6 protein-coding genes are annotated in these 6330 nt (G+C 64.7%); 2 read left to right on the plus strand and 4 right to left on the minus strand.

All coding sequences use genetic code 11. From position 1 onward, the window contains the following. Window positions 1–132: 132 nt before the first annotated feature. The 4 genes from EN742_RS20310 to EN742_RS20320 all read right to left on the minus strand — a co-directional run bounded on the left by EN742_RS20310 (window position 133) and on the right by EN742_RS20320 (window position 4339). The gene (locus tag EN742_RS20310; protein ID WP_126055462.1) at window positions 133–855 is read right to left on the minus strand and encodes a class I SAM-dependent methyltransferase; all 723 of its coding nucleotides are present in this window, start codon (window positions 853–855) and stop codon (window positions 133–135) included. After that, window positions 852–1919, minus strand: coding sequence for a type III polyketide synthase (locus EN742_RS20315; protein WP_128333199.1), 1068 nt, complete (start codon window positions 1917–1919; stop codon window positions 852–854). The genes EN742_RS20310 and EN742_RS20315 overlap by 4 nt, the downstream gene beginning before the upstream one ends. Before the next feature lie 252 nt (window positions 1920–2171). Beyond that, the gene (locus EN742_RS38195) at window positions 2172–2333 is read right to left on the minus strand and encodes a hypothetical protein (RefSeq protein WP_189347868.1); all 162 of its coding nucleotides are present in this window, start codon (window positions 2331–2333) and stop codon (window positions 2172–2174) included. Between the two features lie 92 nt (window positions 2334–2425). Then, the gene (locus tag EN742_RS20320; RefSeq protein ID WP_127406122.1) at window positions 2426–4339 is read right to left on the minus strand and encodes a DUF4396 domain-containing protein; all 1914 of its coding nucleotides are present in this window, start codon (window positions 4337–4339) and stop codon (window positions 2426–2428) included. A gap of 179 nt (window positions 4340–4518) precedes the next feature. On the opposite strand from EN742_RS20320, the gene EN742_RS20325 reads away from it, so the two are divergent. Together EN742_RS20325 and EN742_RS20330 are read left to right on the plus strand one after the other, a co-directional pair. Further along, on the plus strand, window positions 4519–6045 hold the full coding sequence (locus EN742_RS20325; RefSeq protein WP_127406121.1) for a multicopper oxidase family protein: 1527 nt from the start codon (window positions 4519–4521) through the stop codon (window positions 6043–6045). After that, a partial coding sequence (locus tag EN742_RS20330; RefSeq protein WP_245492361.1) for a cytochrome c occupies window positions 6042–6330 on the plus strand: 289 nt, incomplete at its 3' end. The genes EN742_RS20325 and EN742_RS20330, both read left to right, overlap by 4 nt.

The following is a 6330-nucleotide window of genomic DNA, read 5'->3' on the forward strand; positions in this document are numbered from 1 at the left end:
CGCTTGCCCGGCGCGGGTGGGGCGTGGCGATCGTGGAAAAGAACATGTTTCCGCGCCGGGCAAGCGCCAGCGCAATCGACGTTCCCGCGGGGCCGGCGCCGATAACGATCGCGTCGTGGGTGGACGGCCGCCTCATGGCGCGTCCACGGCCGGCATCGAGCTCGCGCCGACGAAGACATGCGAGAAGGCTCCGGCGCGCCGTTCCTCGAGCGGTCTGCCGCCAGCAGCGCTCCAGAGGCTGGAAAGCTCGCGGCCGCGGAAGCCGGCGCGCACACTCTGAGGGGCGTCATGCCTGGTGACATCATTGGCGCCGATCGCCCATAGAAGCCGCGCCGCGGCCAGCGCCCAATTCGCCCGCAGCGGTTCTGTCGCCAGGATGAGCGGAGCCTTGCGCCGCAAAAGCAAAAACAGGCGCAGCAGTCCGGCGTCGTCGAAATGATGCAAGAACAGGTTGACCGTGATCGCGTCGAAGGGCCTGCCGTCCGTCTTCTGCGCCCAGTCGACGACGTCGGCAGTGACGGTTTCGAGCTTCCATCCCAGCCTGGCGAAATCGGCGGCGAGCGCTGGCGTGACGAGACCGACGCGATCGAGCATCGTCAGTTCCACCCCGGGCCAATCGGTGGCCAAGCGGCGGGCCACCTTGAGCATGAAAGTGCCGTCGCCCGCGCCGATCTCCAGAATGCGCTCGGGCGGCTTCGGCAAGAATTTCCGCAGCAGCATGGCCATGATCGGCGCCTGGAACATCAGCGCGTTGATGCGGGCGAGATCGCGGCGCGAGCGCAGCGCCCGCGCATCGTCGGCGGCGAGCCCATCCAGGATTTCCGGGACGAGGCTGCGCTGCGCGAGCGCGGTCATGAGACGGTCCTGAACAGCATGGTCTCGGCCGTCAGGCCGGGTCCGAAAGACATGCCGCAGCCCAGCAGTCCGCCGGGCCTCTTCAGCATCTCCTCCATCACGACCATGACCGTCGCAGACGACATGTTGCCGTAGCGGCGCAGCACCTCGCGCGACGGCTCGAGCGCGGCCGGTTCGAGAGCGAGCGCCCTTTCGACGGCGTCGAGAATGCTGCGCCCGCCGGGATGCACGGCCCAGAGGTCGATCGCCTCCGGCGGCCGGCCACCAAGGATTGCGTCCTGGCTGCTTCGCAACGCTTGCTGGACCGCCCCCGGGACCTTGCCGGAAAGAAACATGTCGAAGCCGTGGTCGCGGATATCCCAGGTCATCAGGTCCCGCTGCTCGTCGGCGACGGCGCAACAGAAGGAGTCGAGCTCGATGCCGGGCGGCTCGGCGGTCACGAGCGTCGCCGCGCAGCCATCGCCCCAAAGGCAGAAAGAGAGCAGCTTTTCCAGCTCGTCGGTCTCCCTGATGTGCAAGGGGCATATTTCGATATTGACCAGCAGGATCCTGGCTCGCGGGTTGGAGCGGACGATGTGGCGGGCAAGCTTGAGGCCGCTGACCGCCGCATAGCAGCCCATGAACCCGATTATCGTGCGCTCGATGCCATCCGGCAGGCCGCAGCGCTGAACCAGATCGAGGTCGATACCGGGCGCGGAGAAACCGGTGCAGGTGGTAACGATGAGGTGGGTGATGCGCGACGCCTCGTCGCCAAGATGCAGCCCGTCGACGCCGCTTTGCGCCAGGACCGGGGCGGCTTCGCTGAACATCGCCATTCTGACGGCCGTTCCGGGAAAAGCGCCACGCCTGAAGGTCCCGGCGAAGTCGGCCGACGGCCCTTCGGGTTCGAGGGCGGGCGCGAAGCAGGAAAAGCGGTGCTCGATGCCGGCGAGGCCGGCCATGCGTTCGAATATTCTCCTGCGATCGGGGGCCAGCATCGAGGCTGCGTAGCGCAGGTAGAACTGGTGGACGTCGTGCTGCGGAACCGCCGTCGCGATCCGGTTGATATAGGCACTGGCGGACACGTTTCTGTCTCCCTGGGCTCGGGCGCGATGCGCCGGAGGGGTTTTTGCTACTGACAGGCGCCAAGCGTTGAGCGTTGCCTATTCGATAAACGTTTCGGAAAACCAGTTTCTTCCTGGCGGTCCAAAAGATTCTGGAAGGATCATACGCAAAATCAAAGTGTTACGGTGTCTTTCGCGCGCGAAGGGCACGCCGGCCACGAGCGCATGGAGCCGGCGGGAATCTTCGGTCCGTCAGGCAAAGCTTCGGGCCGATCACTTGCTGCCTTGCACCGCTCCGGGCACGATCAAGGCTCCCTGATCGCGCTCCGAATACCTGAAGCCGATAAAGAACAAGGCGATGATGATGAGGCAGATCGCCAGCACGGTGGCGAGGATCCTTCCCGGGTGGTTTTCGGCAGGCTGTTTGTCTTCCATGGCGGTTCGCCTCGCTTATAAACCCGACCGGAGCGGCAAGGGTTCCAAGCTCCCAGGCGCAATGGCCGGATTGAGGAAGCCGATCGCCGCGATCACGTGACATCGATGACGACCATCAGCCCGCCGCCGCCTTTCTCCTCGACATTGTTGTTCGTCGTGTGGTGCGGGATGTGGCAGTGGATGAGCCACTTGCCGGGGCGCTGCGCCTTCCAGACGGCGTCATACCGCTGCCCCGGGCCGACATTGATCGTATCGGCAAGGAAGCGCGCCGAGGGTGGGATCGTCTCGCCGTCGCGGGCAACGACCTCGAACGGTCCGCCATGGATGTGCATCGGGTGGATGAAGCCATTGTTCGTGCCAATGAAGCGCACCTTAAGCGTCTCGCCGACCTCCATCTTGATAGTGTCAGTTGAAGGATAAGCCCTGCCGTTGATAGTGAAGAAATTCGGCATGCCGCCGTCCATCGGCATCGACGGATAGGTCAGACCCTCGCGCACCAGCCATTCCTGCAGCTCGATGACATAATCATGATCGGCCACGACCTCGTCGGCAGGATTGGCGGGATCTATGATCAGCGCCCCGTAGAGACCGAGCGCCTGGGTCCGGTCGGGCTTGGCGTGCGGATGGTAGAAATAGGTTCCGTGCTGCGTTGCAGTGAACTCGTAGGAATAGGTCCGTCCAGGTTCGATCGGCGCTTGTGTGATCTCCGCGGGCCCATCCATCTGGTTCGGCAGGATCATGCCGTGCCAGTGAATCGTCGTTTCCTCGGGCAGATCGTTGGTCACGTTGATCCGCACCTTGTCGCCCTGCCGAATGTGAATGCGCGGGCCGGGAATCTGGCCATTATATGCATAGGCATCCACCGCCACGTTCGGCAGGATCTGCCAGCGGATCACCGAAGGGCGGAGTTCGAACACCTTGACGTCGTTCTCCACTCGAAAAGGCAATTCCTGATCGCCTTTTTTCGTCAAATCATAGGTAGCGCTCACGAGGCGCGGGTTGGTGGCTGCCATATCGCGCATGGCGTCAGCCGGCGTATCGCGATCCATGATCATGCCCTGGGGCATGATCACCCCGCCAACGTCGCGGGCCGACAGCGCGAGGTTCAGCCAGTTCGCCGGCGCCGCCATGCCAATTGCGAGCGCGACCAGGGAAACCGCCCCGAGCGCAATCACCTGTGCCGTTGTGGCGTCCGTCTCCATATGGTGGCCGTCCTTGCCTTTGCGGGAGGCCATGTCGTGGCCCCTTCCGTGACGGTCAGTGGCGTCGGCCTGCTGCATCTGCATGTGGGCGTGTTGTCTCTTTGCAGGCTGTTCCCGACTGCCCCTCTCGGCGGGTGGCGGGCGCTGCGTCATCAGCCCGTGCTTCAATTTTCGTGCAACCAGCCACACATTGGCGGGATAGGCGAGGGTAAAACCGGCGATGACACCGATCGACATCACGCCCCAGAATAAGAGTTCCGTCGGCTCCATGGCCCGCATGTCGCGGCCCATCATCAGGAAGCTCATGACCGGCGCCATGCCGGCCATCATGAAATTCATGGAGATGAACTCGGGCAGGAAACTCTTGCGCACATTCTCCCAGTAAGTGCCGCCCATCATCGATTTCATGAACAACGACTGGAAGATGAACAGACCGAAGGCAAAGCCGGCCAGATATTCGACGATGAGGTCGAGCCACATCGGCAGGCCGAGCGTGGCGGTGATGACGGCGGCGAGGATGATGCCGGTGGCATCGCCAGCGACGCAATGGATGGTCGAGCCGACGCCCTGTTTCCAGAGCGGGCTGGTGAAGGCCTCATGCTCGCCGGGGCGCGGCTCCTTGTCGGCCAATACATAGAGCAGCAGTCCCAGCGGACCCATATAGAGCGTCACCAGGATAAAACCCCATTTCATCACCACCGGTTCGGGGTTGTTGCGGTACTGGTCGATGCCGACATAGAGGGTCGAGGCCGCCGCAATCGCGAACCAGGCAATGAGGAAATAGTCGATCGGCTGGATGAGCATGATTGCGGCCTCGTCCCATGAAACGGCTGGTTGTATTCCCTGCACATGAACGCGGCCGCGGCCATTGCGATCCGACTGCAGTCCAGTAGCCAGTTCGATCCCGCTTGACCTTCCAGCAACTGGAACCCTTAGCGTGACGGAATCCGGCGGCGGACTTCCTCACTATCCAGGAGCAAAACATGCATCGACGCAGTTTTCTGGCGGCAGGCCTGGCGACGGTTCTGGCGAGCCCACGGGCGCTGGCGCAGATGAAGATGGACGACATGCCGAACATGGACTCCATGCCGGGCATGGACATGGGCGGCCATACCGGACACGACATGGGCACGATGGCGCAAGGCGCAGTCACCCTGCCCGAAGGCCAGCCGTTGCGTGAGCTGCCGCTGCTGGCCAACGAGGCCGGCCGGCCCGGCCTTTTCAAGGCGCGGCTGACAGCATCGCCTGCCACGGCGCGTTTCGCCGAAGGGCAAGACACGCCGATCCTCGCCTATAACGGCACGAGCCCCGGGCCGCTGATCGAGGCCTTCGAGGGCGACCGTGTCGAGATCACCTTCGCCAACCGCATCGATGGCGAGGCAAGCACCATCCACTGGCACGGCATGCCGGTGCCGGCCGACCAGGATGGCAATCCGATGGATCCGGTGGCGGCGGGCACCGAGCGCGTCTATGCCTTCGATCTGCCGGAAGGCTCGGCCGGCACCTACTGGTACCACCCGCATCCGCACGGCAGGACGGCCGAGCAGGTCTATCGCGGCCTGGCCGGCGCCTTCGTCGTTAAGGCCAAGGCCGATCCTGTTCCGGCCGAATATGGCGACACGGTGCTGGTGTTCACCGACCTCAGGCTCGCCGCCGACGGCTCGATGCCCGCCAATTCGATGAGCGATCTGATGAACGGCCGCGTCGGCGACCATGTGCTGGTCAACGGCCAGAAGAACCCCAGACTTGCCGTGGCGAAGGGTGCGAAACGGCGCCTGCGCCTCTACAACGCCACCAATGCGCGCTTCCTGAAGCTCGCCTTCGACGGCGCTCCGATGACGATCATCGGGACGGATGGCGGGCCGCTGGCGGCGCCAGTGGCGGCCGACGAGATCCTGCTCAGCCCGGGCGAGCGCATCGAGCTGGTAGTCGCCTTTGACAACCCCGGACCCATCACTCTGTACACGCTCGACTACGATCGCGGCTGGATGGGCACCGGCCGCCCGGCCGATGCGGGGCTGACGCTGCTGACCGTTGACGTCTCCGAAGAAACGGGAGAAGCGATGCCGCCGATACCGGCGCGGCTGCGCCCAATCGCGCCGCTTGCCGCCCCCGCGCTCTCCCGGCGCCTCGTCCTCACCGAGACCATGGCGATGAACGTCACCGGCATGGAGATGGGCTTCCTGATCAACGGCAAGGCCTTCGACATGGGACGCGTCGACATCGTCGGCAAGGCCGGCGAGACCGAGCTCTGGGAGATCGTCAATCGGGCCGACATGGATCATCCCTTCCATGTCCACGGCACGCAATTCCAGGTGATCGAGCACGAGCGCGACGGCAAGGTCTCCAAGCCGCCCTTCCTTGCCTGGAAGGACACTGTCAACGTGGCGCGCGGCGAGACGCTGCGGCTGCTGTTGCGCCAGGAGCGGCCCGGCCGGCGCATGTACCACTGCCACATCCTCGAGCATGAGCAGCTCGGCATGATGGGCGTGCTCGACGTCACGGCATGACGGCGGGCATCGCATCCCGGGTGGCGATGCTGGCGCTTACCGGCTCGCTCGTTATGTCCTCGCCGCTGGCCGTGGCCTCGGGCGACGCGGTTGTTGCGGCCCGCCAGGCCTCGATGAAGGCGATGGCGGCGGCGGCGAAGACCGTAGCCGAGATGTTCGACGGCAAGCGCGCGTATGACCCAGCCGGCTTCAAGGCGGCGGCCGAGGCGCTGCGCGCCCGCACCGGTTCTGCCCTGATCGGCGAATTCCCGGCGGGCACGCTCGGCGCGCCTTCCGGCGCCAAGG

This window comes from Mesorhizobium sp. M4A.F.Ca.ET.020.02.1.1, from assembly GCF_004022645.1.
In the GTDB taxonomy this organism is placed as follows: domain Bacteria; phylum Pseudomonadota; class Alphaproteobacteria; order Rhizobiales; family Rhizobiaceae; genus Mesorhizobium.